General features: G+C 71.2%; 26 protein-coding genes and 1 pseudogene. 16 read left to right on the top strand and 11 right to left on the bottom strand.

From position 1 onward, the window contains the following. Positions 1-432: pseudogene (locus EXE42_RS14345) on the bottom strand (exonuclease RecJ); the annotation flags it as partial. Positions 433-504: 72 nt separating this feature from the next. Beyond that, positions 505-972 (bottom strand): 30S ribosomal protein S15, encoded by a 468-nt coding sequence (locus tag EXE42_RS14340; RefSeq protein ID WP_092921084.1) that lies wholly within the window; start codon positions 970-972, stop codon positions 505-507. 326 nt (positions 973-1,298) lie between these two features. On the opposite strand from EXE42_RS14340, the gene EXE42_RS14335 reads away from it, so the two are divergent. Both EXE42_RS14335 and EXE42_RS14330 read left to right on the top strand, forming a co-directional pair. Next, positions 1,299-1,982 (top strand): PHP domain-containing protein, encoded by a 684-nt coding sequence (locus EXE42_RS14335; RefSeq protein WP_092921370.1) that lies wholly within the window; start codon positions 1,299-1,301, stop codon positions 1,980-1,982. 5 nt (positions 1,983-1,987) lie between these two features. Beyond that, positions 1,988-3,289, top strand: a complete 1,302-nt coding sequence (locus tag EXE42_RS14330; RefSeq protein WP_137706775.1) for an asparagine synthase C-terminal domain-containing protein — start codon at positions 1,988-1,990, stop codon at positions 3,287-3,289. Positions 3,290-3,550: 261 nt separating this feature from the next. Here EXE42_RS14330 and EXE42_RS14325 read toward each other — a convergent pair whose 3' ends face one another. Continuing rightward, positions 3,551-4,231, bottom strand: coding sequence for a uracil-DNA glycosylase family protein (locus tag EXE42_RS14325; protein WP_092921083.1), 681 nt, complete (start codon positions 4,229-4,231; stop codon positions 3,551-3,553). 335 nt (positions 4,232-4,566) lie between these two features. Here EXE42_RS14325 and EXE42_RS19400 point away from each other — a divergent pair, with 335 nt between their 5' ends. Then, on the top strand, positions 4,567-4,743 hold the full coding sequence (locus EXE42_RS19400; RefSeq protein ID WP_167603370.1) for a hypothetical protein: 177 nt from the start codon (positions 4,567-4,569) through the stop codon (positions 4,741-4,743). Between the two features lie 225 nt (positions 4,744-4,968). Continuing rightward, entirely contained in the window at positions 4,969-5,700 is a 732-nt protein-coding gene (gene psmB, locus EXE42_RS14320; RefSeq protein WP_137706774.1) for an archaeal proteasome endopeptidase complex subunit beta, read from the top strand. 113 nt (positions 5,701-5,813) lie between these two features. On the opposite strand, the gene EXE42_RS14315 is transcribed toward psmB, so the two are convergent. The 3 genes from EXE42_RS14315 to EXE42_RS14305 form a co-directional block, all read right to left on the bottom strand. Next, on the bottom strand, positions 5,814-6,554 hold the full coding sequence (locus tag EXE42_RS14315) for a protein sorting system archaetidylserine synthase (RefSeq protein ID WP_092921081.1): 741 nt from the start codon (positions 6,552-6,554) through the stop codon (positions 5,814-5,816). 123 nt (positions 6,555-6,677) lie between these two features. Further along, positions 6,678-7,730, bottom strand: coding sequence for a Brp/Blh family beta-carotene 15,15'-dioxygenase (locus tag EXE42_RS14310; protein ID WP_092921080.1), 1,053 nt, complete (start codon positions 7,728-7,730; stop codon positions 6,678-6,680). A 107-nt stretch (positions 7,731-7,837) separates the two neighbouring features. Continuing rightward, the gene (locus tag EXE42_RS14305) at positions 7,838-8,218 is read right to left on the bottom strand and encodes a SlyX family protein (RefSeq protein ID WP_092921079.1); all 381 of its coding nucleotides are present in this window, start codon (positions 8,216-8,218) and stop codon (positions 7,838-7,840) included. A 178-nt stretch (positions 8,219-8,396) separates the two neighbouring features. Here EXE42_RS14305 and EXE42_RS14300 point away from each other — a divergent pair, with 178 nt between their 5' ends. Then, positions 8,397-9,173, top strand: a complete 777-nt coding sequence (locus tag EXE42_RS14300; RefSeq protein WP_092921078.1) for a bacteriorhodopsin — start codon at positions 8,397-8,399, stop codon at positions 9,171-9,173. 63 nt (positions 9,174-9,236) lie between these two features. Beyond that, positions 9,237-9,461: a hypothetical protein gene (locus EXE42_RS14295; RefSeq protein WP_092921077.1), complete on the top strand. Its 225-nt coding sequence runs from the start codon at positions 9,237-9,239 to the stop codon at positions 9,459-9,461. A 25-nt stretch (positions 9,462-9,486) separates the two neighbouring features. Here EXE42_RS14295 and EXE42_RS14290 read toward each other — a convergent pair whose 3' ends face one another. Continuing rightward, positions 9,487-11,550, bottom strand: a complete 2,064-nt coding sequence (locus tag EXE42_RS14290) for an AAA family ATPase (RefSeq protein ID WP_137706773.1) — start codon at positions 11,548-11,550, stop codon at positions 9,487-9,489. 280 nt (positions 11,551-11,830) lie between these two features. On the opposite strand from EXE42_RS14290, the gene EXE42_RS14285 reads away from it, so the two are divergent. The 4 genes from EXE42_RS14285 (at position 11,831) to EXE42_RS14270 (ending at position 16,343) form a co-directional block, all read left to right on the top strand. After that, positions 11,831-13,834, top strand: coding sequence for a bacterio-opsin activator domain-containing protein (locus EXE42_RS14285; RefSeq protein WP_092921075.1), 2,004 nt, complete (start codon positions 11,831-11,833; stop codon positions 13,832-13,834). A 31-nt stretch (positions 13,835-13,865) separates the two neighbouring features. Beyond that, entirely contained in the window at positions 13,866-14,363 is a 498-nt protein-coding gene (locus EXE42_RS14280) for an SRPBCC family protein (protein WP_137694507.1), read from the top strand. 143 nt (positions 14,364-14,506) lie between these two features. Beyond that, positions 14,507-15,643: an SPFH domain-containing protein gene (locus EXE42_RS14275; protein WP_092921073.1), complete on the top strand. Its 1,137-nt coding sequence runs from the start codon at positions 14,507-14,509 to the stop codon at positions 15,641-15,643. A gap of 88 nt (positions 15,644-15,731) precedes the next feature. Then, positions 15,732-16,343 (top strand): MarR family transcriptional regulator, encoded by a 612-nt coding sequence (locus EXE42_RS14270; RefSeq protein WP_137694508.1) that lies wholly within the window; start codon positions 15,732-15,734, stop codon positions 16,341-16,343. A 33-nt stretch (positions 16,344-16,376) separates the two neighbouring features. Here EXE42_RS14270 and EXE42_RS14265 read toward each other — a convergent pair whose 3' ends face one another. The 3 genes from EXE42_RS14265 to EXE42_RS14255 all read right to left on the bottom strand — a co-directional run bounded on the left by EXE42_RS14265 (position 16,377) and on the right by EXE42_RS14255 (position 18,052). Then, complete coding sequence (locus EXE42_RS14265) at positions 16,377-16,631, bottom strand: hypothetical protein (protein WP_092921071.1); 255 nt, start codon at positions 16,629-16,631, stop codon at positions 16,377-16,379. 165 nt (positions 16,632-16,796) lie between these two features. Beyond that, the gene (locus EXE42_RS14260; protein ID WP_137706772.1) at positions 16,797-17,384 is read right to left on the bottom strand and encodes a DUF84 family protein; all 588 of its coding nucleotides are present in this window, start codon (positions 17,382-17,384) and stop codon (positions 16,797-16,799) included. Further along, positions 17,381-18,052: a helical backbone metal receptor gene (locus tag EXE42_RS14255; protein ID WP_137706771.1), complete on the bottom strand. Its 672-nt coding sequence runs from the start codon at positions 18,050-18,052 to the stop codon at positions 17,381-17,383. Before EXE42_RS14255 ends, EXE42_RS14260 begins: the two co-directional genes overlap by 4 nt. A gap of 191 nt (positions 18,053-18,243) precedes the next feature. On the opposite strand from EXE42_RS14255, the gene EXE42_RS14250 reads away from it, so the two are divergent. The 6 genes from EXE42_RS14250 (at position 18,244) to EXE42_RS14225 (ending at position 22,619) form a co-directional block, all read left to right on the top strand. Then, entirely contained in the window at positions 18,244-19,218 is a 975-nt protein-coding gene (locus EXE42_RS14250; RefSeq protein WP_092921068.1) for a transcription initiation factor IIB family protein, read from the top strand. Positions 19,219-19,311: 93 nt separating this feature from the next. Next, a complete protein-coding gene (locus EXE42_RS14245; protein WP_092921067.1) occupies positions 19,312-20,019 on the top strand; it encodes a type I 3-dehydroquinate dehydratase in 708 nt (235 codons plus the stop codon). A gap of 65 nt (positions 20,020-20,084) precedes the next feature. Continuing rightward, positions 20,085-20,273 carry a multidrug transporter gene (locus EXE42_RS14240; protein ID WP_092921066.1) on the top strand — a complete coding sequence of 63 codons (189 nt, stop codon included), beginning with the start codon at positions 20,085-20,087 and terminating at the stop codon, positions 20,271-20,273. 122 nt (positions 20,274-20,395) lie between these two features. After that, a complete protein-coding gene (locus tag EXE42_RS14235; protein WP_092921065.1) occupies positions 20,396-21,373 on the top strand; it encodes a rhomboid family intramembrane serine protease in 978 nt (325 codons plus the stop codon). After that, positions 21,373-22,254 (top strand): endonuclease V, encoded by an 882-nt coding sequence (locus EXE42_RS14230; RefSeq protein ID WP_137694510.1) that lies wholly within the window; start codon positions 21,373-21,375, stop codon positions 22,252-22,254. Before EXE42_RS14235 ends, EXE42_RS14230 begins: the two co-directional genes overlap by 1 nt. Positions 22,255-22,346: 92 nt before the next feature. After that, positions 22,347-22,619 (top strand): hypothetical protein, encoded by a 273-nt coding sequence (locus EXE42_RS14225; RefSeq protein ID WP_092921063.1) that lies wholly within the window; start codon positions 22,347-22,349, stop codon positions 22,617-22,619. A gap of 27 nt (positions 22,620-22,646) precedes the next feature. Here EXE42_RS14225 and EXE42_RS14220 read toward each other — a convergent pair whose 3' ends face one another. Next, positions 22,647-23,966, bottom strand: coding sequence for a rhodanese-like domain-containing protein (locus EXE42_RS14220; protein ID WP_137706770.1), 1,320 nt, complete (start codon positions 23,964-23,966; stop codon positions 22,647-22,649). Between the last annotated feature and the right edge of the window lie 391 nt (positions 23,967-24,357).

Here is a 24,357-nt window from a genome sequence, read left to right as displayed (position 1 = left end):
CCTCCTCGGGCAGGACGGCGAGATCGAGACGGAGTCGGGGTCGTCGAGCGCGTCGCCGGAGCCGTCGGCGCCGGGGATCGACCCGGCCGCGACGACCCCCGCGAGCGCGACGACGGGGTCGGGCTCGGCGCCGAGCGCGCGGGCGACCGCGAACGCCGCCGCGCTCGCCGGGCGTCCCGTCCCTGGAATCGCGTGCTGGCCGCGGTCGACGCCGACGGTCACCGCGACGCCGTCGTCGACGTCGTCGGGGACCGGATCGGGGTCGACGCGCGCCTGAAACGGCGTGCCCGTCGCTCGGAGCGCTCGCGCGAGCAGCCCCGCGGCCGCCAGCGCGTCGCCGTCGTCGGTCGCGACGAGCCGAACGAACGGCGCGTCTGCGAGGACGCCGGCGAGCGCGTCGGGGGCGGGCGTGGCGGACGTCGCTTCGGTCATGAGTGGGGTGCGTTGTCGTGGTCGTCGTCGATAGTCGCCGCGTCAGGCCGCGTCAGGCCGCGTCAGGCCGCGTCACTCCTCGAGGTACTCGACGGCGTTCTCGTAGGTGTACGTGAACTCCTCGTCGATCTCGTCGCCGCGATAGTAGTTCGCGAGGCGGCGGATCTTCGATTCCGTGTTCTGGAGCGCGCGCTTGTTCTGGTGGTCCTGCCCGTTCTCCTCCATGTGCTCGCGCAGGCGGATGGCCTGCGTCATCAGGTTGCGGAGGTCCTCGGGGATGTCGGCGTCGGCGTCGTGCTCCTCGAGGATCTCGGTGACCTTCTTGCCGGTCGCCAGCTTCACGTCGGGGACCGGGACGCCCTTGACGCCCTCGTCGCGCAGCTTGAGGCCGATGACGCTGGGGTCGTGGCCCTGCTCCGCCAGTTCGACGACGCGGGACTCGATGTCCTCGGCGTCGACGTCGCTCCACTCCGGGGTCTCGTCCGTCGCCGGTTTGTCCGAACCGGACGAACCGCGACGGCGCGTGTGCATTCGTGCCATTGTCTGTCTGGTTGGAACGGCACAACCGCAACGTGACCGCGACTCCGCGCGACGCGGCTACGGAGCGCTCGCGGAGCGAGCGATCCGACCGGACGGCCCGCGCGAGCGGACCGCCCGACCGCGACGCCGGAGGCGTCGGCGCACTGCTACATTCCCAAGCCGCGGGCGAAAGCGCCCCGGCGAGTCGGATCTGCAGCTGTGCTGTTCCCGTCCGAACCGTCGTCGGCAGGGTTCTTAAGCGTGTTCTTGTCGCCGCGAACCGCCGCAACCGCCGCGAACCGCCGCGGACCGGGGCGCTTTTTATGGCCACGTCCGAACTGAACGGTGTGCTATCGGTCGAGCTCCACGCGCACTCCGCGCTGTCGTACGACGGGCGCGACCCGGTCGACCTCCTCTTGCAGCAGGCGGCCGGAGTCGGGCTCGACGCGCTCGCCGTCACCGACCACGACGAGATCGACGCGAGTATCCGGGCGGCCGAGAAGGCCCCCGAATACGGTCTCGTCGGCGTCGTCGGCATGGAGGTGACCTCGGCGGTCGGCCACGTCCTCGCGTTCGGCATCGAGGAGCGCGTCGAGAGCGGCCTCCCCTTCGACGAGACGCTCGATCGGATCCGCGATCAGGGCGGGATCGCGGTCGTTCCCCACCCCTTCCAGAAGTCCCGTCACGGCGTCGCCGCGCACGTCAGCGACGAGCAGCTCGCGAGCGCCGACGCCGTCGAGGTGTACAACTCCCGGCTGTTTACCGGTCGGTCGAACCGGCAGGCCGAGAAGTTCGCCGTCCGCAACGGGCTCCCGATGACCGCCGGCAGCGACGCCCACATCTCCGAGATGGTCGGACAGGCGGTGACCGAGGTGGGCGCCGACGACCGCTCCGCCGCCGCGATCCTCGACGGTATCGCCGACGGCCGGACCAGCGTCGTCGGGAAGCGCACCCCGTGGCGGATATCGCTCAAGCAGTTCGGCGGGGGCGCCAAGCGCCGGGCGCTCCGCGCGCTCGACGGCCTCCGGTGACCGCGATGGTTCCGTCTCCGCCCGCCGACGACGCCGGCTCGACGCTCCGAGGGGCCTCCGCGGACCGCGTCCGGGCCGCGCTCCGCGACGCCGACCCGCTTCCCGGGGGGTGCGGCTTCGCCGGGCTGCTGGCCGACCCGCCGCCCCGGGAGACGGTCGACCCGTCGCGCCGGGAGACAGCCGACCCGTCGCGCCGAGAGACGTCTGGCCGAGAGGCCCGGAAGGGCCCGGTCCTCGTGCGCGACGTCCTCGGCCGCCAGCCGCTGTTCGTCGAGCGCAGGGCGCTCGATCCGGAGTCCGACCCCCGGCCGACGGCGACAGGAGAGTGGGGCTTCGATCGCGACGCGCTCGACGATCCGGAGCCCGTTCCGGCCGGGAGCGTCGTCTCGGCCGTCGGGACCGAGCGCGTCTGGCAGCTCCCCGACCCCGGTCCGACCGCGGATCCGGGGGCCGCGCTGTCTGCGGTCGAGGACGCGGTGAGCGCGGCGCTCGACGGTCTCGCGTCCTCGGCTCGTTCCGTGCCCGCCGCCGGGAACGACGACCTCGCGGTCGCCTTCTCCGGCGGCGTCGACTCCGGGCTCGTGGCGGCCGCCGTCCCCGAGGCCCCCCGTTACGTCGCCGGCTTCGAGGGGAGCCACGACGTCGCCGCCGCGCGCGAGGCCGCCGACGCGACGGACCGCGACCTGCGGGTCGTCGAGATCACGCACGAAGACCTCACGCGCGCCGTCCGCGCGGTCGCGGCGGCGACCGGTCGGCGGAACCCGATGGACGTCGCCATCGCGGTCCCGCTGTACCTGACCGGCGAGGCGGCCGCGGCCGACGGGTTCGACCGGCTCGCGGTCGGCCAGGGCGCCGACGAGCTGTTCGGCGGCTACAGCAAGGTCGTCGACCCCGCCGAGGACTCCCGAGTCGACGCCGACACCGTCCGCGGCGCGCGGACCGAGACCGTCCGGACGCTGCCCGATCAACTGGAACGAGACGTGCTCGCGCTTCGCGCCGCCGGCGTCGAGCCCGTGACGCCGCTGCTCGACGACCGAGTCGTCGCCGCCGCGTTGGCGCTGCCGGGGGACCTGCTCGTCGACGGCGACGAGCGGAAGGTCGCGCTGCGGCGGGTCGCGACCGGTCGCGTGCCGGAGTCGGTCCGCACCGCGGACAAGAAGGCCGTCCAATACGGCACGTACGTCTCCCGCGAACTCGACCGGCTCGCGCGGCGGGCGGGCTACAAGCGGCGGATGGACGACCACGTCGGGAAGTACGTCGAGGCGCTGTGTACCGCCGAAAAGCCGGCCGGTGAGGGCCGGGACTGACCAAGTCGCCGCGCGGAGTACCAGTCCTGCGGCCGACGCCCGATCGGTCGGGCGTCTACTCAGGGATCGGTGGGACAGGTATAAAATACGGGCAGTAGCGACAAATATGACTCTCTTATGGCCGAGATAGAAGACGATCGTGCGCAGATCTGGTCGATTACTTCCGAACTGTCTCATCTGATGCGCGCTTCACAGCGGAAAATTCACGTTTTTTCGGGCGAAAACCGACCGATTCGCGGTGACCGCTCGGCGGGCGCCACGTCAGCGGACCAGGTACGGGTCGTTGCCGGCGACGAACCGTCCGAGATCGCTCTCGCGGCGGAAATCGGTCGAACGGAGCTCTCTGAGCGAGGCGACGAGCCGGTCGGCGTCGCCGTCCCTCCAGTCGGCGGGGTCGCTGATCGGTACGACGAGCCAACCGGCGCCGAGCAGTTCCTCGCCGTGGAGCGCGCGCATGTCGATCTCGGTCTTCCGGGCCCGGGCGGTGTACGTCTCGAGGACGTGTTGGGTCGCCCGGGCGCCCACCGGGAGTAGCACGTGGGCCGCGATGGCGCGGAGCTCCGCGTCGAAGAACCGCTCCATGTCGTCGTAGGCCTCGTCGTCCGGCGGGTCCTCGTTCTCGCACATGTGGAGGTACGAGAGGAACGTTCGGTCGGTCCGCACGGGGTCGATCGCGGTCGGGTCGCCCTCTCGCGCGACCCCGTCGGGAGCGACCCCCTCCGCGAGTCCCGCGATCAGTCCGGCCTCCGCGAGCGCCGACAGGAACGCGGGCGACCACGCCTCGCCGGTGAAGGGGACCCCCGCCGCGGTCCCGCCGTGGACGCCCGGCCGGTCGCCGACGACGTGGAAGTCCGCGTTGGCGTCGCCGTAGCCGGGAACGAACGAGGGGCAGTCGGGGCGCATCCCGAAGGGGTTCCGGATCCGGTCCGTGACGTTCTTCACGCGACGTGGTAGGCGTGGGGGCAGTTATATCCCGTTCGGTCCGGGGGCGACCGGCGCGCGGCCCGACGCGCTCCGTGTCAGCGCGCTGGCACCCCGTTTCAGCGCGCCGACCGCGGGGGTCCGATGCGAGGCGCACGAGCCGCCGTGAATTCGCATAACTTATGCGGACGAACCCGATTCGACCGAGTTTGGATACGCGTCGACCGACGCGGGAGACGAGATGTTTCAGGATCGTTAATTTATAACCGAAAACCGCACGACTGCGACGGGACACTGCCGGCACGAGCCGCGAAAGGTATTTATATGTCCCCGCGTTGGGGTCGGGCAGAAGTTCAATGTTCGACCGCATCCGAACGGCGGCCCTCTTCGGGCTCCACCAAGCGACCGTCGCCGCCGGGATCTCGCTGTTCCCGGTGGCCGTCTTCGCGCGCCGGCGTCTCGGCGTCAACGTCCCGATCGGCCGACTCGTCGAGACCACCACCGAGGCGTTCGAGGCCGCCGACGAGGAGTGATCGACCGCCCGGAGCCGGCTCGTTTTGCGCGGACGACCGCACGCCGAACCGACTCCGAGCGACGGCGTCGCCGCTCCCGCGACTTCCCCGTCGACACCCGGCTCCGCCACCGCGCGCCTCGCCGCGGTCGTCCGGTCGCGGCCCGGCGACGGATAGGCTCGTCGGAACCGGTCGGCGGCCCCCGAAGGGTTGCCTTTATCCGCGCGCCGAGCCTACGGAGGCGTAATGCGAACACCGACTGACAATCTCTCGGACGGTCCGTCCGTCGAACTCGGCCGCGACCAGCCGGTCTTCGGACCGGAGCTCGGCGAGTTCGACCAGAGCGAGCAGCGCGCCGCCGCCGGTGGCGACGGCGAGGGTATGAAGACGGGGACGACGACCGTCGGCATCAAGACGGCAGACGGCGTCGTCCTCGCGACGGATATGCGCGCCTCGCTCGGCGGCATGGTCTCCTCGAAGGACGTCCAGAAGGTCGAGGAAGTCCACCCCCGCGGCGCCCTCACCATCGCCGGCTCCGTCTCCCCCGCACAGAACCTCATCTCCACGCTCCGGGCCGAGACGAGCCTCTACGAGGCCCGCCGCGGCAAGGACATGTCGATGGAAGCGCTGTCGACGCTCACGGGCAACCTCCTCCGTTCCGGCGCGTTCTTCGTCGTCAGCCCGATCCTCGGCGGCGTCGACGAGGAGGGGTCGCACATCTACTCGATCGACCCCCTCGGCGGCACGACCGAGGAGGAGTACACCGTCACCGGCTCCGGGTCGCAGTACGCGCTCGGTGTCTTGGAACAGGAGTACGACGACGACATCGACATCGACGAGGCGAAAAACATCGCCGCGAAGGCGATCCAGTCGGCCGTCGAGCGCGACCTCGCGTCGGGTAACGGGATCAACGTCGCCGTCGTCACCGACGATGGCGTCGACATCACCCGGTACAAGGATTTCGACGACCTGCTGTAGCTCCCTCTCGCCGTCGGCGCCGCTCGGTTGTCACCGCCTCGTCGACCGCTCTGTACTGCCGAATTTTCTGCCTGACGAGCCGGGTCAGGGGATCGGCCCGGTAGCGCTCCGCGTCACCGCCGCAGCCCCGGCGGCGCGCGGATCCCCTCGCCCCAGTAGAACCGCGGGCCGAGGAGGAGGTACCCACAGGAGAGGAACAGCAGCGCGAACGCGAACCCCTCGCCGATCCACGCCGGCAGCGCCTCCGTGGCCATGTGACCGGCGGGAGTGAGGATCACCGCCACCTGAACGACGCCCATCACGAGCGCGTCCTGCGCGTGGAGGTCCGGGTACGTGACCGTCGACCCCATGAGCAGCGCGAACGCCGCCGTCGCCGCAACGAGGAGGAGCGGCGCGGTGTAGCCGGCGATGACGGCGGCCGCGAGAACCGTCGCCGACAGGGTTGTCGGGACGCCGACGGTCTCGCGGGCGCCGTCCTCGTCGACGGTGTAGAAGCCGAGTCGGGCGACCGCGGCGGCGACGAACAGCGCGCCCGCGCCGACGCCGCCGGCGACGAGGGCGGGATCCGTCGCGAACGAGCGCCCGTCGCGGACGACCGCCGTGACGACGGCGGCGGGCGCGACGCCGAAGGAGGCGACGTCGGCCAGCGAGTCGAGGTAGGGGCCGACCGGTGTCGACCCGCGGTGGCGGGCGACGACGCCGTCGAGTCCGTCCGCGACGGCGGCGAGGAGGACCAGCCGAGCCGCGAGCGTGACGTCGACCGTCGCGGCGACGACGGCGAGGAAGCCGACGGCGGCGTTGGCCACGGTCACCGCGTCCGCGAGCCCGAGGCGCCGAACGAACCGCAGAGACATACCGTATCGGTCGACGAGACGGGTTTTAGGGCTTGTTATCTCGTCGACCGCGGGCGGGCGGTTCGCGTCCGGGCGGACGCCGCCGTGGCCTCCGCGCCCGCCGCCCCGGGAACGCGCCCGCGGTCAGGGCACGTACCAGATGCCGCGCCCGAAGTCGAGCCACTCCCCGACCACGACGTGCGGCATCGCGATGACGCAGACGAAGATGGTGTAGAAGGCGACGGCGCCGGAGAGCAGCGAGCCGCCGGCCAGCGGGTTCGGAGCGACGGTCCACAGGACGGTCGCGACGCTCGCCGTGACCAGCGCGCCGACGACGAGGACCCCCCACGCGACGACGAGCGACACGCCCTCCGTCCGGTCGGGCTGCTCGCGCTCGACGACCATGCTCCGCGCCGACTGCCGCAGCGAGTACCACAGCGGGAAGTAGAGCCCGATGGCGACGACCACGGGCACGAGCGCGAAGTAGGCGACGAGCAGCAGCGTCTCCGCGGCGTCGAGGAGCCACGACCGGCTCACGCCGCCGGTCGAGCGCAGGCTGGTCGCGAGGCCGCCACCGAGGTGCGCGAGCACCGCAAGGCCGAACGCCCCGCCCAGCACGGTCGTGAACGCCTCGGGGTTCGACGCGGCCGGCCCGGCCAGCCGGCCGTCGAAGACGCCCAGCATGATACCGGTGAAGCCGTAGAACGTCTCGGTCCAGAAGACGGCGGGAACGACCATCACGGCGCCGCCCCGGACGAGCGCGGCGAGGGCCCGCTGCGGCCGCGTCGGCAGGTGGTCGGTCCCGACCAGCGCGTCCATCACGCGGAGGTCGCCGTGGCCGCCCTTCGCGACCGCCGTCCCGAACGCGATCGCGAGCGCGGGCAGGGGGGCGACGACGAACAGCGCCACAAACGACGCGACGAAGCCGAGGTACAGCGCCACGTACCGCGCGCCGAACGGGAGCCCCCGCCGGCGGAGGTTCGAGAAGTGTTCGTACCCCCCGTGCGGGAGGTTCAGCGCGACCATCCCGACGAGGTACGCGATCATCTGCGTCCGGAGCGACACGTCGGTGCCGGCCGCGGACAGCGCGCCGAACCCGACCGCGAGCAGGAGCAACGCCGCGCGCGACGCACCGATGGCCGTCCGCTCCGGTTCACCGAGAAGCCGTCGTACCGGACTCGCCGTCGACGTCGACATGAGCGCCGATAGGGGCGTTACGGGGTTAGGGCCTCGTCACCATTATTTGGGCTTTTATATTCCCGCCAGTCGGCGCGGCGAGGAACGAGGGGTCGAGACGGCCGCCGTCAGTACGTGTGGATCACTTCGCCGCAGCGCGTGCACTCGATCGTGTCCGACCGGAACAGCCGCTCTTTCTTTTCGGTCGGCCCGTTACACTCGGGGCAGACGCCGAGGTTCCGGCCGTCGGCCACGCGCGCGGACAGGTCGAGGAACTGGTTCTCCAGCTTGTCGATCTGCTCGGACTGCTCCTCGACGACCGACCGGAGCTCCTCGATGGTCTCGTCGCGCTCCTCGACCGCGGTGGACAGCTCCTCGATGCGCTGTTCGTACTCGTCGATCGCCTCGACGTCGATGGTGACGTCGTCGGTCGCCGTCGCTTCGGTTTCCCGTTCCGCGGTGGTCTCGGTGGTCGATTCCGCTTCCGCCTCGGTGTCGTCGTCAGCCATACGACACCTCTGGAGCCCCAGGGTCATTACTTTCGGGGCGACTACGTTTCCCTCGAGAGCCGATGCGACGCGGAGAGCGACCGTCGACGCCCCACCGCGATCGGCCGCCCGCCGACGCCGATACCTGACTGGGTTGGCATCGGTCTCAATAGAGTATATACTGTATCAGGATGTGGGTATGGACCCGATAGCACTACAGGCGGGATACGACCTACTCGGGGACGGTCGCCCCGAGACGTTGTGGTTGGGTATCGGAACGTTACTAATGCTCATCGGGACCTTCTACTTCCTCGTCAGAGGATGGGGGGTCACCGACAAGGACGCCCGCGAGTACTACGCGGTCACGATCCTCGTGCCGGGGATCGCGTCGGCGGCGTACCTGTCGATGTTCTTCGGCATCGGCCTGACGGAAGTCACGGTCGGTGGCGAAATGCTCGACATCTACTACGCGCGGTACGCGGACTGGCTGTTCACCACGCCGCTGCTGCTGCTCGACCTCGCGCTGCTCGCAAAGGTCGACCGCGTCACCATCGGGACGCTCGTCGGCGTCGACGCGCTGATGATCGTCACCGGCCTCATCGGCGCGCTCTCGCACACGGCGATCGCGCGGTACTCCTGGTGGCTGTTCAGCACGATTTGCATGATCGTCGTGCTGTACTTCCTCGCCACGAGCCTCCGGAGCGCGGCGAAGGAGCGCGGACCTGAAGTCGCGAGCACCTTCAACACGTTGACCGCGCTGGTCCTGGTGCTCTGGACGGCCTACCCGATCCTGTGGATCATCGGAACCGAGGGCGCCGGCGTCGTCGGCCTCGGCATCGAGACCCTCCTGTTCATGGTTCTCGACGTGACGGCCAAGGTCGGCTTCGGCTTCATCCTGCTCCGCAGCCGCGCCATCCTCGGCGACACCGAGGCGCCGGAGCCCTCCGCGGGCGCCGACGTCTCCGCCGCGGACTGATCGGCTAGCGGACCCAGCGAAACTGAACAGCGCGCCGAACGACTTTCACAACCCATTCTTCACATGAGCGCTACGAACACCGAACAGCCGGCAGTGCTGAATACGCGGTCTGTCGTCGGGCTGGCCGTCTGCGCCGTGATCGCTCTCGTCGGGATCTTCGTGATCCCGACGCTCCGAGAGCCGGCCGGGGGGTTCAACACCCTGTTCTGGACGATGGCGGCGCTGGAGTTGCTCGCCATGGTCGGCGTCGTCTACTTCGTCCTCAACCTCCACGAGGAACCGAGCTAACGGCGGGCGAGGGCCGGCGGACGGCTTACTCGCCCGGCTGGTCGGCGGCGCCGCGCCCGTCGCGGGTCGACGGCGACGTCTCGTCGAGGGCGCGCTCGAAGTGGTCGCGTCCGACGGTCGCCTCGACCGCCGGGCCGTCGTCGACGATCGCGTCCTCGATCGCGAGCAGCCCGGCCTCGCGGACCAGCGCCGCGATGTCGCCGCCGCTGTACCCGGCCGTGCGGTCTGCGAGGGGATCGAGGTCGACCCCGGCCGCGATCGGCATCTCCCGCGCGTGGATCTCGAGGATCTCGCGGCGCGCGTCCCGCCCCGGAAGCGGCGTCTCGACCGCCTTCTCGATCCGACCCGGTCGGAGCAGCGCCTCGTCGATCGTGTCCGGCCGGTTGGTCGCGGCGATCACCGCGACGTCTGTCAGCGGCTCCAACCCGTCGAGTTCGGTCAGGAGCTGGGAGACGACGCGCTCGCCGGCGCCCGTGTCGTCGCCGCGGCGCTTCGGGGAGATGGCGTCGACCTCGTCGAAGAAGATCACCGCCGGCGCGTTCTCGCGCGCGGTGGCGAAGAGGTCGCGGACCGCCTGCTCGCTCGCGCCGACGTACTTATCGAGCAGTTCGGGCCCGTTCACGGGGATGAAGTTCGCGTCGCTGAGGCTCGCTGCCGCGCGCGCGAGCAGCGTTTTCCCGGTCCCGGGCGGTCCGTACAACAGCACGCCGGACGGGGGTTCGATCCCCATCTCCGCGAAGCGGTCGGCGTACTCCAGGGGCCAGTACACCGCGCGCACCAGTTCGCGCTTGGCCGCGTCGAGCCCGCCGACCTCGTCCCAGCCGACGGCGGGGAACTCGACCGTGACCTCCCGGAGTCCGCTCGGCTCGACGTCGTCGAGCGCGGCGTCGAAGTCGGCCATCCGGATCGCGGTCCGCCCCTCGCGGCGGACCGCCCGCTCCAGCGCCGCGTCCGCGAGGACCGCCAGGTCGGCGAACACGTAGCCGTTGAGCCGCGCGGCGACGGCCTCGAAGTCGACGTCCATCGCGAGCGGCGCACCCTCGCAGAGGGATTCCAGCGCGGTCGCGCGCTCCGCTGTGGTCAGCGGCTCGACGTCCAGTTCGCGGTCGAACCGGCCGCCCCGGCGCAGCGCCGACGGCACGCCGCTCGGGTCCGTCGTCGCGCCGATCACGACCGTCCGGTCTCCCGCGCGGAGTTCGTCGACCGTCGACCGGAGGCGGTCGGCCAGCGCGGATCCGGCGCCGTCGTCGGCCCCGAGCGCCTCGAGGTCGTCGAGGAGGACCACCGTCGGTTCCCCCTCGGGAACGGCCTCGACCACCCGGTCGAGGCGGTCCGTCTGGTCGCCGGCTCGTTCGCCCCGAAGTCGCGCCGCGGAGACGCGGACCAGCGTCGCGTCGGTCGCGGACGCGACGGCCTCGACGAGCGTCGTCTTCCCCGACCCGCGCGGGCCGCTGAGAAGGAGCCCCAGCGTCGGGGACCCGGCCGAGTCGAAGGTCTCGGCGGCGTCGAACCGGGTCGCGACCGCGTCCCGGAGGCGCCCGAACGTCGCCGTCGGGACGAACGCGTCGCCGGCGCCGTCGCCGGGAGACTCCGCGACGACGTCCGGCCCCCCGTCGGCGGCAACGGTGATCTCGGTCTCGGCGCCGACGACCGCGGGCGACGAGGGGGTCACGCCCCGGACGTCGAACCTGAGCGTGAGGGCCCCGCCGAGGCGGGTCACCTCGACCTCGTCGCCGACGGCGACGACGCGCCGGTCGAGCCGTCGGCGGATCGCGTCCTCGCTCCGCTCCAGGTCGACCGACTGGCGGAGCCGGAGCGTGACCGACGACGCGACCGGGAGGTCCGACGCCGCGACGGTCGCGGTGTCGCCCGGCTCCAGCCCGGCGGTCCGGCGGAGTCGCTCGGCCAGGAAGACGGCCCGTTTCCCGTCGTCGACAGCGACGACCGGGGCGACGATTCGGTGTGCGCCCTCGACGACGACCCGATCGCCGAGGCCGACGCCGAGGTCGGCGAGGACGGACTCGGGGAGGCCGACGCGGTCTCCGGGGACCGACGTGGGCGGCTCTCGGACGGGGATGCGCACGCTCATCGTTCTCTGTCCCGATCGCGGAACGTCCCGGCGGTGGTCGACAGCATACGTCGATCGGTACGCCCAGCGATGAAAAAGTACCCACGGCCTGACTGGACACGGCCGCGGCCCGCGGGCCGCGGCCTGCGGCCGCAATCGATCGAGTCGGCCGCGACGGGTCGGATCGGTCGCAACCGCCCGCATCGGCCGAGAAACGGCCGACTGCGACGCGATCCGGGCCCCGATCCGAACCGCAGGAAGACTGGCAACCATTAACTCGTATCGGTACAAACGGTCGGTCATGGCGAACGCTCGGGCTCTCCTCGTCCATCCGGAGGAGGGGAGCGACCGAATCGAAACGGCGCTCGACGCCGCGGGGTTCGAGGTGACGCGTACGAACACCGCGGCGTCGGCGGTAGCGAAGGCGACGAGCGGCGAGTACGACTGCGTCGTCAGCGAGTACGCGCTCGCCGGCGACGACGGCGTCGCCCTCGCGACCGCGATCGAGGAGTCCGACGCCAGCGTACCGGTCGTGATGTTCACCGAGACCGACGAGGATGGCGTCCCGGAGGCCGCCTTCGAGAACGGCGTCGACAGGTTCCTTCAGAAGAACGGGTCGGCGTCGATCGATCGGCTCGTCGCCGACGTCTCCGCGGTCTCCTCCGGGGCCCCGGCCGCGGAGCCGCGACGGGACGTCTCCGACCACGAGCCGTCCGCCGCGGAGGTGACGCGGGCCGTCGAGGACGCGCCGATCGGGATCAGCATCAGCGACCCGGACCTGCCGGACTACCCGCTCGTGTACGTCAACGACGCCTGGGAGGCTCACACCGGCTACCCGGTCGAGGAGGTGCTCGGACGCAACCCCCGGTTCCTCCAGGGCCCGGAGACCGACCCGGAGACGGTCGAGGAGATCGCGGAGGCGATCGGGAACGAAGAGCAGGTGACCGTCGAGATCCGCAACTACCGACGCGACGGAACGCCGTTCTGGAACGAGCTGACGGTCGCACCCGTCTACGACGAGGCGGGCGACCTGGCCCACTACGTCGGGTTCCAGAACGACGTCAGCGAGCGGAAGGAGGCGGAGCGACTGGCCCAGGAGCGGGCCGAGAAGCTCGCGACGGAGCGCCGGGCGCTCGACAGGGTTCTCGGGCGTGTGAACGGCCTTCTCAGCGAGATAAGCCGGATACTCGTCGAGAACCGGGACCCGAACGTCATCCCGGAGCGCGTCTGCGAGGTTATCGCCGGCGAGCCGGGGTACGCCGGCGGCTGGATCGGCGAGGTCTCGTCGGCGACGGGGCGGCTGGAGATCCGCGCCGCGAGCGGCGTGTCGGTCGAGCCGGGATCGACGTTCGACGTCGACGAGACGCCGACCGAGGTCCAGGAGGCGATCGAGAGCGAGGAGCTCCGCGGCGGGTCGATAGAGCACGCGTCCGACGGGCCGCTCGAACCGAAAACCGCGGGCGGGAGGCGCCTGCTCGTCGTGCCGCTCACGTACGGAGACCGTCGGTACGGGCTGTTGGGGATCTACGGCAACGGCGCTGACGTCCTCGATCGGCGGGAGCGCAAGGTGTGCGAGTCGGTCGGCAAGATGATCGCCAACGGGCTCCACTCGATCGAGACGACTCGGATCCTCACCACCGATCGGGTCTCCGAGATCGTCGTGGAGATCAACGACCCGACCGCGTCGCTCGCGCGGATCGCCGACGCGGTCGACGGAACGGTTACGCACCTCGGGACGACGCGGCTCGACGGCGACGCCTGCGATCTGTACTTCCGCGCCGACGGCGACGACGTGAATCTCGACGACCTCGCGGAGCTTTCGCTGGTGGACTCGATGCGGACGGTCTCGGAGACGAACGACGGCGTCAGCTTCGCCGTGACGGTCACCGAGTCGCCGCCGTTCACGCAGCTGGCCGACCACGGCGTCGTCGTCACCGATGCGACGGCCACGGCGGACGGGGCGACCATGACGACCGAGGCGCCGCCGGAAGGGGACGTGCGGTCGATCCTCGACGTGTTCCGCGACGAGTACGAGGGCGTCGAACTCCGGTCGCGGGTCGAGCGCGAGAGCCGCGACCGCACCGTCGCGGAGTTCGCGGCCGCGGTCGACGAGCGGCTCACCGAGCGGCAGCGCGCCGCGCTGAAGACCGCCGAGCTGAACGGCTACTTCGAGTGGCCGCGACCGGTCGACGGGTCGGAGATCGCCGAGCGGATGGGGATCACCCGACAGACGTTCCACCAGCACCTCCGCGCGGCCGAGCGGAAGCTGGTCGAGGCGTACGTCGATCCCCGGTCGAGCGAATGAGCCGGGCGTCGACCGTCGAACGCGGTGACGCATGAGCGACGATCGGTCGGACCCGGACGGCGCGGCCGACGGCTCGAACGACCGGAGGGACGACCCGTTCGCCGCGAGCGACGCCGTCGTCGTCGCGGCCGACGCGGAGACCGTGTTCGCGTTCCTCGACGACCCCGCGAACCACGCGGCGATCACGCCTGGACTCACGGACGTGAGAGACGTCGAACCGCTGGAGAACGGCGGGAAGCGCCTCTCGTACACCTACCGGATGGCGGGGGTCGGGATCGACGGCGAGATCGTCCAGACCGTCCACGACCCGCCCGAGCGCCACGCCTTCGAACTCCGCGGCCGGCTCACCGGCACCATCGACCTCCGGCTCGCCCCCGTCGACGGGGGGACGGAGCTGACGTACGCCGCGACGTACGACCTGCCGGAGAACGCGCTCACGAAGGTCGGTGCGCCGGTGATTCGCCGGTTCAACGAGCGACAGCTCCGGGCGGCGCTGGAGAACGTCGCGGCGGCGTTCGACGGGGAGTAGACGCGTCCGAAGACGGCGAAGCGCGTCGGCTGGCGCGGCGTCGGAGAGCGGTTCGGGTCCGCCGTGCGCCGACCGAGGGACGGCGAGCCGATTCGAGTCCCGGCGGGCGAACTATTAAGCGTGCGATAGCCTAAACGGGAGGCATGGATCCGGTCACCCTCCAATCCGGCCTCGGGTTCGGGCTCGTGGGCGTCGGCCTGCTCGCGCTCCTGCTCGTGGTCGTCACGCTCTGGCAGTCGTTCGAGATCGTCGACGCCTACGAGAAGAAGACGCTCACGGTGTTCGGCGAGTACCGGAAGCTGCTCGAACCGGGGATCAACCTCATCCCGCCGTTCGTCTCGCGGACGTACGCGTTCGACATGCGGACCCAGACGCTGGACGTGCCCCGTCAGGAGGCGATCACGCGGGACAACTCGCCCGTGACCGCCGACGCGGTCGTCTACATCAAGGTGATGGACGCCAAGAAGGCGTTCCTCGAGGTCGACGACTACAAGAAGGCCGTCTCGAACCTCGCGCAGACCACCCTCCGCGCCGTCCTCGGCGACATGGAACTCGACGACACGCTGAACAAGCGCCAGGAGATCAACGCGAAGATCCGGAAGGAACTGGACGAGCCCACCGACGAGTGGGGGATCCGCGTCGAGAGCGTCGAGGTCCGCGAGGTCAACCCCTCGAAGGACGTCCAGCAGGCGATGGAGCAGCAGACCTCCGCCGAGCGCCGCCGCCGCGCGATGATCCTCGAGGCGCAGGGGGAACGCCGCTCCGCGGTCGAGCAGGCGGAGGGGGACAAGCAGTCGAACATCATCCGCGCGCAGGGGGAGAAGCAGTCCCAGATCCTCGAGGCGCAGGGGGACGCGATCTCGACCGTGCTCCGCGCGCGCTCCGCCGAGTCGATGGGCGAGCGCGCCATCATCGAGCGCGGCATGGAGACCCTCGAAGAGATCGGGAAAGGCGAGTCCACCACCTTCGTCCTCCCGCAGGAGCTCACCAGCCTCGTCGGCCGCTACGGCAAAGCGCTCTCCGGCTCCGACGTCCAGCAGATGGAGGGGCTCGACGGCAAGGAGTTCGACGCCGACACCCGGAAGATGCTCGGGCTCGACGACATCGACGAGATCCTCGGGCAGATCGAGGAGTCCGCGGAGATGGACGTCGAGGAGCTCGAGAAGGAGGCCGAGGCCGTGAAGGCGGGCGACGCCGGCGCGAGCATCAGGTCCGCCGACGAGGTCATCCAGGAGATGGACGACGAGGAGGCGCCCGCGGAAGTGGAGACGGAGAAGTAGGGCGCGCGACGCCATCGAAGCAGCGGCCTTTCTCAGCGGGTCGATCCCCGAGCGAAGTGTTTTTGTCGAGCCGCAGACTAGTACGGCCGTGACAGAGGGGTTCGACGGGCAGAAACGCGAAACGCTCCGGCGGTTCGCCGCGGTCGGAGCCGCCGCGCCGTTCGTCGGGGTCGCGAGCGCCGACGACGGGGCCGAAGACGCCAACGAGACGCGGAAGGCGATCCGCGGCTACGTGCCGACGACCCCCGGCGCGCACTTCTCGAAGCTCCGCGACGACCTCCGGCTCGGGACCGGCGAGGCGCAGTACCACCTCCGGAAACTCGAGGAAGAGAGAGCGATCGAGTCGGTGAAGGACGCCGACTACCGGCGCTTTTTCCCCGCCGGCCGGTTCGACGAGACCGACAAGCGCGCGCTCGGCTACCTCCGCCGAGAGACGCCCCGCGGGATGATCCTCGCGCTGTTGCGCGACCCCGACGCGACGGGCGCCGACCTCGCGAGCGCCCTCGACGTCTCCCGGCCGACGATAAGCGCCGCGGCCGCGGACCTCGAGGGCGCCGGTCTGCTCGACCGGACCGGCGGCTACGCGCTGACCGAACCGGAGCGGCTGCTCACGCTCGTCGTCCGGTACGCGGACTCCTTCGACGCCCAGGCGGTCGCGTTCGCAGACGACGCCGCGTCGCTGGTCGCGTACGACCCCTGAGTTCGGGCGACCGCGCGACGCCGGACGCCCCGGTCAGTCCGTGACCATCCACGTCGTGCCCGACGAGTAGCCCCACTTCTCGACGTCGACGTCGGTGGCCGCGTCGGCGACGGCGCCCATGTTCGCGCCGACCTCCTTCGCGGAGAGGTCGAGGTCGTCGGCGATCAGTCGCGACTTGAAGTACGTCCGGTCGGCCGCGTTCTCGCGGAGGTACCGCAGGATGCGCGCCTGTTTCGCGGAGAGGCCCGTCGATTCGGCCGCGACCGCGTCCGGGTGGGCAGTGCTCATACAGGGATCAGGGCGTCACCGCGCATAAGGCGGTTGGTAGACCGAGTTAACACGCTGCCGTCGTGCGGTTTCGCGCCGCGACGGGGGCGAGAGCGGCGCTCCACGACCCCGTTTGGGTACGGTCTTCGAACGGCGACGGCGACGCAGGGCGGCGGCGGCGAGAGGTCAGTACAGCTCGGAGACGAACGGACCGAGCGCGCCGCTCACCCCGACCGCGAGCGCCTCCGCCCGGTCGACGCGGCCGTTCGTGAGCGCGCCGGCCGCGCCGCCGCGCGTCGCGACGCCGTCGGTGCCGAGCAGGCCGTCCATCACCGGCCCCAGCTCTTCCCCGTCGTCGATGCGGGCGGCGACGTCTCCCGGAAGCGCGAGGCTCGGCCCGGCGGCGCGGCCGACCCGATCGCCGTCCGTCACCGCCGCCCACATGATCAGGTAGCGGCCGTCGGCCCCGTCGAACCCCGCGACGCCGCCCTCGATCCCGACGCCGAGGTCGTACGTCGCGCCGTCGTCCGGGGCGGCGTCGCGGTCCCTCGGTTCCGCGTCGAGGACCGCAACGGCGCGGTTCTCGGCGCCCGCGATCGTCTCCGCGTGGCCCGTGGGCTGTTCGCTCACGCCGGAGTCGACGGGGACCGACTCGATCGCGACGCCCGTCGGACCGCCGGGGAGGTCGGCGTCCGCCGCCGATCCGAGCGCCAGTTCGACCGCGCGTCGCTTCACCGGGTTGCCGCTGCCGACGCCGACTCGCAGGGTCGTCATGCCTCCGGGTCGTCGCCCGCGGCCGAAAACGCCTCGGGATGGAGCAAGTGCGCCAGCCGCTCGACCCCGTCGATGAGCGCGGGGCTCGGCTGGTTGAGGAGGGAGTCGTCGACGACGTGGACGGGGGCGTCGACCCAGTCGCGCTCGGCGACGGTCGCGGGGTCGACGCGGTCGCCGTGCCCGCAGACGTGGACGACGACGTGGTCGGGGTCGGCCCGCGCGACCGCGGCGGGGTCGACCTCTCGGGAGCGCTCGCCGGGGTCGACGAACGGGTAGCGACCGCCCGCGGCGCGGACGGCGTCGGGGACCCAGTTGCCGGCCGCCATCGGCGGGTCCGACCACTCCTCGCAGTACGCGGTCGGGCGCGGGCGGTCGGCAACGGCGTCGGCGATCCGGTCGAGTCGGTCCCGGCAGTCGTCCGCGAGGTCGGCTTGGAGGGCGTCGCTCGTGAGGACGACGTCGGGGTCGAGGTCGACGACGCGGTCGAGGTCGGGATTCAGCCAGCCGCCGACGACGGTCGGGGAGCCCTCGCCGTGCGCGGACCCGGCGTCCGGGTCGTCCGAGAGTTCGCAGTGGGCGGTGACGCCGACGAGGCGGTCGGCCGCGCCGAGCGCGGCGACCGTCGCGGTCGCGCTCGGCGCGAGGGAGACGACGCGGGAAGCGGCCATGCGACCCGGTCCGGACGCGAGCGTGTCAACGGTTTCGGTCCGGGCGGTTGTGCGATCGCCGAAAACACGTGATAGATCGTGTCCTTTCGTCGGGATTCGAGCGACACGTTCCGGTCGTTTTAAGTTGTGTTCCGCCGACGGTAAACCAAGATCGCTCTCGGGCAGTTTCAGTTTCCGGGGGCAACCGAGCTATGAGTGAACGACTACACAAACGGGGGAGTCGCTCCCGAACGGAGACGAACGAGGAGGAATCGGAGAGCACCGACGAGACGCTCAGCTGCCCGGAGTGCGGCGGCCACGTAATCAACGACGAGGAGCACGGCGAGACGGTCTGTAGCGACTGCGGGCTCGTCGTCGAGGCGGACTCGGTCGACCGCGGGCCGGAGTGGCGCGCGTTCGACTCCCGCGAGAAGGACGAGAAGAGCCGCGTCGGCGCCCCGACCACCAACACGATGCACGACAAGGGGCTCTCGACGAACATCGACTGGCGCGACAAGGACGCGTACGGCCGGTCGCTCGGCGCGCGCCAGCGCCAGAAGATGCAGCGGCTCCGCAAGTGGAACGAGCGGTTCCGCACCCGCGACTCCAAGGAGCGCAACCTGAAGCAGGCGCTCGGCGAGATCGACCGCATGGCCTCCGCGCAGGGCCTCCCGGACAACGTCCGCGAGACCGCCTCCGTCATCTACCGCCGCGCGCTCGACGAGGACCTCCTTCCCGGCCGCTCCATCGAGGGCGTCTCCACCTCCTGCGTGTACGCCGCCGCCCGGATGGCCGGCGTCCCGCGCAGCCTCGACGAGATCGCCGACGTGTCGCGCGTCGAGAAGGCCGAGATCGCCCGGACGTACCGCTACGTCGTCCGCGAGCTGAAGCTCGAAGTGAAGCCGGCCGACCCCGAGCAGTACGTCCCGCGGTTCGCCTCGGACCTCGAACTCTCCGAGGAGTCCGAGATGCGCGCCAAGAGCCTCCTGCGCAACGCCAAGGAGAAGGGCGTCCACTCGGGCAAGTCGCCCGTGGGCCTCGCCGCGGCCGCGGTCTACGCCGCCGCGCTCCTCACCAACGAGAAGACGACGCAGGCCGCGGTCTCGGAGGTCGCGGACATCTCCGAGGTCACCATCCGGAACCGCTACCACGAGCTGTTGGAGGCCGAGGACGGCCTCGTCGCGTAAGCCGCCGCTTTTTCCGCCGCCTCTTCGCCGCTTCCGCGGTCCGTCGCGAGCCGGACGCACAGGCATAAGTCCCCGCCCGCGGAACGCCCGCGTATGTTCGAGGAGTTCGTCCTGACCGCGAGCACGGCCGACCTCTCGGAGGAGTCGGCGGCCCGCGAGCACGCCGACGCGGTGGAGTTCCGGATGGACCTCGCGAGCGACCCGCTCGACCAGCTGGCGAGCTATGACGGCGAGCTTCCGCTCGTCGTCACGAACCGGGCGTCGTGGGAGGGCGGCGAGGCCGAGGGGCTCGGCCGGTACGACGCGCTCTCGGACGCGATCGGTCGCGAGTCGGTCGCCGCGGTCGACGTCGAGCTCGCCGCGCTGCGGGGGACGCACCCGGAGCCGGCCGAGGCGTCGCACGCGACCGCGCTGCGCGACGCGGCCCGCGAGGCGGGCGTCGCGGTGGTCGCGTCCGTCCACGACTTCGAGTCGACGCCCGAGCCCGCCGCGCTCGTGGACCTGCTCGCAGACGCCGCGAGCGAGGGCGACGTGGGGAAACTGGCGACGACCGCGACCGCGCCGGCCGACGCGCTCGCGATGATCGAGGCGACCCACGAGGCGACCGCGGCGGGCCACCGCGTCGCGACGATGTGCATGGGCGAGCCGGGCCGGCACACCCGCGCCGTCACGCCCCTCTACGGCTCGAGGATCGGCTACGCGCCAGTCGACCCCGCGAACGCGACCGCGCCCGGGCAGTACCCGCTCGCGACGCTTAGAGAGCTGATCGACGGGCTGAGAGAGGGCGGAGCGGACGCGTAGGCGGTCGCAGTTCGGTCGAACGGGATGAATACTTTTGACGGTCGCCGTCGAATACTGTGGGTGAGATGGCCCTCCTCGAATCGGATCAGTCGCCGCTGGTCTCCGCGTTCGGCCTCCTGGTCGCCCTCGTCGCGGTCGTCGGAACCCGCGTCCTCGGCTGGGAGTGGGGGTCCGGTCGACTCGTCCCGACCCTCGTCGGGGTCGCCGTCGCCGGGGTCGCCGTCGCGATAGTGGCCACGCGGGTCCTGCGCTGAACGCGACCGACCGCCGACCGGTTTGAGCCGCTCGCCAGCCGTCGGCTCGTCGCGCCGGCGGCTCCCCGTCGCGTTCGTCGCGGAGCCAAACCGCTTTACGACCGCCCCCGTAAGTGCCGGCAATGGCGACGTGCGACGAGTGCGGGGAGTACGAGAACCTCCCGTACCAGTGTAAGCGGTGCGGCCAGACGTTCTGCGCCGACCACCGACTGCCGGAGAACCACGACTGTCCGGGCCTCGCCGGGTGGGACGACCCCGGCGGCGTCTTCGACAGCGGCTTCGACGAGAGCGTCGAGGGCGAGTCGGCGGCCGACACCGGCGGTCGGACCGGCGGGCGCACCTCCGCGGGGATCGTCGACCGCTTCAAACGCCGGATCGACCGCGAAACCGGCACCGGCGGGCTGGTGAGCTACTTCCGCAACAACGCGACGTACGCCATCCTGCTGGCGATGTGGGTGACGTTTATCGCGCAGTGGGTCACGCTGTTCGTCGGCGGGGAGGCGCTCCACAACACGCTGTTCGTACTCCGGTCGGAGGCGATCGCGAACGTCTGGACGTGGGTGACGTCCGTGTTCTCGCACGCGCCCGGACAGCTGTTCCACATCATCGGCAACAGCATCGTGATCCTGTTCTTCGGCCCGCTCGTCGAGCGCGCCGTCGGATCGAAGAAGTTCGTCGGGTTCTTCTTCGGCGCGGGGATCGCCGCGGGACTCGGCCACGTCCTCTTCGCGGTCGCGACGAACGCCCCGCCGACGGGCGTCCTCGGCGCCAGCGGCGCCGGATTCGCGATATTAGGCGTCCTCACCGTCTGGCGGCCGAACATGCAGGTCCTCCTCTTCTTCGTGATCCCGATGAAGATCAAGTACCTCACGTGGGGGATCGCGGCCGTCTCCGCGGCGCTCGTGGTCGCGAGCGGCACCGGCGGCGTCGGCGGCATCGCGCACCTCGCGCACCTGATCGGCTTCGCCATCGGCCTCGCGTTCGGGAAGCGCAACGAGGGGCTCGCGCGCTCCGCTGGCGGCATGGGCGGGGTCTCGATGGGCGGCGCACGCGGTCCGGGCGGTCCCGGCGGCCCCGGCGGTCCCGGCGGGCGGTTCTGATGGGCCTCGCGCGGCCCGCCCTCCGCCCGGACCCGTCGCTGTCGCGCGCGGAGATGGAGGCCCTCCAGCGCGACATCGCGGCGGCCGCGACGTTCGAGGACGACCACGCGCTCGACCCGGCCGCCGTCGCGGTCGACGAGGCCGCCTCGCTCGCGGACGGCCTGCCCCCGGCGCGCGACGGCGCGCAGGAGCGGTTGGGGGCCGGTGCGGGCGCGGAATCGGCGGATGCGAGCGGTTCGACGGGCGACCCCGACGCGCCCACCGTCGTCGGCGTCGATCAAGCGTTCCTCACCGACCGCGGCGAGGGCCGCCCCGACGCCGCCGTCTCCGCCGCGGTCGCGCTCCGCGGCGGGCGCGTGATCGAGTACGCGAGCGCGACGACGCCGCTGTCGATCCCGTACGTTCCCGGGCTGCTCGCGTTCCGGGAGGGCGAACCGATACTGGCCGCGCTCGACGCGCTCGACGCCGACCCCGACCTGCTGGTCTGTGACGGCTCCGGTCGGATCCACTTCCGGGAGGCGGGGCTCGCGACCCACGTCGGCGTCCTACACGACGTTCCGAGCGTCGGCGTCGCGAAGAGCCTCCTCTGTGGCGAACCCGACGAGTCGACGAGCGAGCGCCCCGCGGGCTGGCGGACGCCGGTCCGCGCCGACGACGCGGTGACGACCGCCGAGCCGGGGACCGTCATCGGGCACGCGTTCCAGTCGCGCCAGTACCCGAACAGCAGGCGGGTGAACCCCCTCTACGTGAGCCCCGGCCACCGGGTGTCGGCGGAGACGGCGGTCGACCTCGTCGCGGCGCTCTGTGCGGGGTACAAGCTCCCGGAGCCGACGCGGCTCGCGGACGCCCACGCGGAGCGGGCGAAGCACGACGCGGAGTGAGGGGGCGCTCCCGGCGGTCGCTTCCTCAGGTGCCGTGCCAGTAGTTGCCACAGGCAGGCGGTTTTTAGACGGTCGCCTCCGAACCCGGAGGCATGGGAGACGACGACAGAGAGAGTCCGATGTCCGCGGAGGAGTTCCGGTCGCTGACCGACGGGCTGGTGCGACAGAGTTCAGGCGGGGGGACGACGGTCTACAAGAACGCGGCGGGCGTCGGCTGTCCGAACCCCGACTGCGACCGCGGCGTCTTCCAGACGCTGTTCGTCAGCGACCACGGCTGGCAGCAGATCGGCGCGACCCGCGACGGGATCGACCTCTGTTTAGTTAACACGGAGTCGAAGCGGCTCGTCTTCATCCACGACGAGTAAGCGCCGGAGCTCGGTGAGAGGGGTCGCTCAGTCGTCCGCGGCGGACCCGGCGTCCGGCTCCGCCGCGCAGCGGTTCGGGCCGAGTTCGAGTTCGATCGCCGCGGTCTCGTCCGGCGGCGACTCGACGCCGCGGTTGGCCGCGATCACCGACTCGTAGTTCGGCGGCTTCTCCGGGAGCGTCCGCGTGATCCGCTCGACGAAGTCCTCCCGGTCGAGGTCGAGGATCCCGATCCCCCGGCGCGCGTCCCCGACCGTCGTGAAGACGGGCTCGCCCGGGACGACGTCGCCGGTCGTCCCGTCGTTCGCGACCGCGAAGTGGCCGGGACAGACGACGACGCCGTCCGGCTCGGCGAGCAGGGTCCCGTGGAGCGAGTCGTACAGCCGGCGGGCCGCGCCCGCGGCGCCCGTATTCGATCCGCCTTCATCACCGCTGCCCGCCGAGAACTGGAGCTCCGTCCGGCCGACGCTGTCGGTGAACAGCGTGTCGCCCGTGAGGACCGCGGCGTCGCCGACGAGGTAGCTCGCGCCGTCGTCGGTGTGGCCGGGCGTCGCGAGCGCTTTCAGGTCGACCCCGCCGACGTCGAGCGTCTCGTTGCGCCCGATCGGCTCGAAGGCGTGTGCCACGTCGCGCTCGGCGGCCGCGGCCGGGAGGTAGTACGGCACGCCGAGCTCGTCCGCGAGCGCTCGCCCGCCCGAGAGGTGGTCGGCGTGGACGTGCGTGTCGAGGACGGCCGCGATCGACGCGTCGCGCTCGGCGGCCGCCGCGACCCACTCGTCGCCGTGTCTGGAGACGTCGATAGCGACGGCGATACGGGGTGAGCCGTCGGAATTAGCGACGGCGACGCGGTCGGAGTCGGAGGAGTTAGCGAGGACGTGATCCGCGTTGTCCGCCGCGCCCGCCTCGCGCCCCCCGACTACGAGGTACCCCAGACACCCCTTCGCCCGGCGCTGGACCTGGACGATATCGAGCGGCGGGGCTGAGTGGGGCGTTGCGGGGAGCGGCACAGGGGTTCGGTCATAGACGGCCGACCAGCCGCGCATGCCGTCTTCGACGACGACCACGTCATCGTACCCGGCCGCGTCGAGTTCGGCGGCGAAGTCGTCGGAGGCCTTCCCCTTCGCGCAGATCGTGACGACGGTGTCGTCCGGAGAGAGGCCGGTCTCGCGCTCAAAGTCGTCGACGTCGAACTCGTGGAAGGGCTTGTAGAAGTAGTGGACGGCGTCCGCCACGCGCCAGCCCGCGAAGCTCTCTTCGGGGCGGGTGTCGACGACGGTGAACTCCCGCTCGCCGCGCCGCCGCGCGTCGATCCTGTCCCGGAACTCGTCGGCGGAGATCGTTTCGGCCATACCGGAGTCTTGTTCCGCGTGATCAAAAGCGCTCGGACGAGAAGTAGGGGTGGATCAGCGGCGGCGAGATAGCGCTGCGTGCTGGTACTCTCCAACGGCTCACTGATAAATGAACAACGACGCCGCGGTGAGCACCGCCAAAGCCCCAGCCGCTCACTTATAAATAGCAAACGACAGATCGACCGCGAACACCGCCAAAGCCCCAGCCGCGAGGACTCGCGCGGCTCGCTGCGCTCCTCGTCACTCACTTCGCTCGTTCCTGCGGTGCTTACGTCGCGGTGCTTCGTCCTCGCGGCTGCCCCTTTGAGTCCCACCCCGCACCGCACAGCAACCGCACCTCACGCCTCCCCAGCCTCGTCGGCCTCCCTCCGCTTCGCTCCGGTCGGCCGAC

Origin of the sequence: Halorubrum sp. SP3 (assembly GCF_005435195.1) — an archaeon.
Taxonomy (GTDB): domain Archaea; phylum Halobacteriota; class Halobacteria; order Halobacteriales; family Haloferacaceae; genus Halorubrum; species Halorubrum sodomense.
The sequence above is the reverse complement of the archived record's forward strand: the minus strand, read 5'-3'. Positions and strand labels throughout refer to the sequence as shown.

What these genes read in the sequence shown, in the direction of transcription:
- EXE42_RS14300 (WP_092921078.1), top strand. Translation starts at nt 8,397, where the DNA reads ATGGACCCGATAGCACTACAGGCGGGATACGACCTACTCGGGGACGGT.
- EXE42_RS14240 (WP_092921066.1), top strand. Translation starts at nt 20,085, where the DNA reads ATGGCCCTCCTCGAATCGGATCAGTCGCCGCTGGTCTCCGCGTTCGGC.
- EXE42_RS14315 (WP_092921081.1), bottom strand. Translation starts at nt 6,554, where the DNA reads ATGTCTCTGCGGTTCGTTCGGCGCCTCGGGCTCGCGGACGCGGTGACC.
- EXE42_RS19400 (WP_167603370.1), top strand. Translation starts at nt 4,567, where the DNA reads ATGTTCGACCGCATCCGAACGGCGGCCCTCTTCGGGCTCCACCAAGCG.
- EXE42_RS14280 (WP_137694507.1), top strand. Translation starts at nt 13,866, where the DNA reads ATGAGCGACGATCGGTCGGACCCGGACGGCGCGGCCGACGGCTCGAAC.
- EXE42_RS14255 (WP_137706771.1), bottom strand. Translation starts at nt 18,052, where the DNA reads ATGGCCGCTTCCCGCGTCGTCTCCCTCGCGCCGAGCGCGACCGCGACG.
- EXE42_RS14330 (WP_137706775.1), top strand. Translation starts at nt 1,988, where the DNA reads ATGGTTCCGTCTCCGCCCGCCGACGACGCCGGCTCGACGCTCCGAGGG.
- psmB (WP_137706774.1), top strand. Translation starts at nt 4,969, where the DNA reads ATGCGAACACCGACTGACAATCTCTCGGACGGTCCGTCCGTCGAACTC.
- EXE42_RS14285 (WP_092921075.1), top strand. Translation starts at nt 11,831, where the DNA reads ATGGCGAACGCTCGGGCTCTCCTCGTCCATCCGGAGGAGGGGAGCGAC.
- EXE42_RS14265 (WP_092921071.1), bottom strand. Translation starts at nt 16,631, where the DNA reads ATGAGCACTGCCCACCCGGACGCGGTCGCGGCCGAATCGACGGGCCTC.
- EXE42_RS14340 (WP_092921084.1), bottom strand. Translation starts at nt 972, where the DNA reads ATGGCACGAATGCACACGCGCCGTCGCGGTTCGTCCGGTTCGGACAAA.
- EXE42_RS14225 (WP_092921063.1), top strand. Translation starts at nt 22,347, where the DNA reads ATGGGAGACGACGACAGAGAGAGTCCGATGTCCGCGGAGGAGTTCCGG.
- EXE42_RS14245 (WP_092921067.1), top strand. Translation starts at nt 19,312, where the DNA reads ATGTTCGAGGAGTTCGTCCTGACCGCGAGCACGGCCGACCTCTCGGAG.
- EXE42_RS14250 (WP_092921068.1), top strand. Translation starts at nt 18,244, where the DNA reads ATGAGTGAACGACTACACAAACGGGGGAGTCGCTCCCGAACGGAGACG.
- EXE42_RS14220 (WP_137706770.1), bottom strand. Translation starts at nt 23,966, where the DNA reads ATGGCCGAAACGATCTCCGCCGACGAGTTCCGGGACAGGATCGACGCG.
- EXE42_RS14235 (WP_092921065.1), top strand. Translation starts at nt 20,396, where the DNA reads ATGGCGACGTGCGACGAGTGCGGGGAGTACGAGAACCTCCCGTACCAG.
- EXE42_RS14260 (WP_137706772.1), bottom strand. Translation starts at nt 17,384, where the DNA reads ATGACGACCCTGCGAGTCGGCGTCGGCAGCGGCAACCCGGTGAAGCGA.
- EXE42_RS14305 (WP_092921079.1), bottom strand. Translation starts at nt 8,218, where the DNA reads ATGGCTGACGACGACACCGAGGCGGAAGCGGAATCGACCACCGAGACC.
- EXE42_RS14290 (WP_137706773.1), bottom strand. Translation starts at nt 11,550, where the DNA reads ATGAGCGTGCGCATCCCCGTCCGAGAGCCGCCCACGTCGGTCCCCGGA.
- EXE42_RS14275 (WP_092921073.1), top strand. Translation starts at nt 14,507, where the DNA reads ATGGATCCGGTCACCCTCCAATCCGGCCTCGGGTTCGGGCTCGTGGGC.
- EXE42_RS14310 (WP_092921080.1), bottom strand. Translation starts at nt 7,730, where the DNA reads ATGTCGACGTCGACGGCGAGTCCGGTACGACGGCTTCTCGGTGAACCG.
- EXE42_RS14230 (WP_137694510.1), top strand. Translation starts at nt 21,373, where the DNA reads ATGGGCCTCGCGCGGCCCGCCCTCCGCCCGGACCCGTCGCTGTCGCGC.
- EXE42_RS14295 (WP_092921077.1), top strand. Translation starts at nt 9,237, where the DNA reads ATGAGCGCTACGAACACCGAACAGCCGGCAGTGCTGAATACGCGGTCT.